At 48.3% G+C, this 513-nt stretch carries 1 pseudogene; it reads left to right on the forward strand.

Annotated elements, in window-relative coordinates:
• Nucleotides 1-513: pseudogene (metL, locus tag R7044_RS28195) on the forward strand (bifunctional aspartate kinase/homoserine dehydrogenase II); the annotation flags it as partial.

Here is a 513-nt window from a genome sequence, read left to right on the forward strand (position 1 = left end):
ATCGCTCAGCAAGGCATTCATTTAATTTCTGCTAACAAAGTTGCAGGCTCTGCCGACAGTCAGTACTACCATCAAGTGCAAGATGCATTCGCAAAAATCGGTCGCTACTGGCTCTACAACGCGACGGTTGGGGCAGGGTTACCTATCAACCATACCGTGCGAGATCTGCGTGAAAGTGGTGACGAGATTGTGGCGCTATCCGGAATCTTCTCGGGAACACTTTCTTGGCTGTTCCAGCAGTTTGATGGCTCGGTGCCGTTTAATGAGTTGGTCGATTTAGCGTGGCAACAAGGATTAACAGAACCGGATCCGCGTGCTGATTTAGATGGTTCAGATGTTATGCGTAAACTGGTTATCTTAGCGCGTGAGTCTGGTCTGGATATTGAACCGGATAGCGTAAAAGTGGAATCACTGGTGCCTGAAGAGCTGCGCTCTCTGAGTTTGGATGAGTTCTTTGATAATGGCGCACTGCTCAGTGAGATTCTTCAAGAGCGTCTAACCAAAGCACAAAGA

The sequence above is a fragment of the Vibrio sp. 1402 genome, from assembly GCF_033340275.1.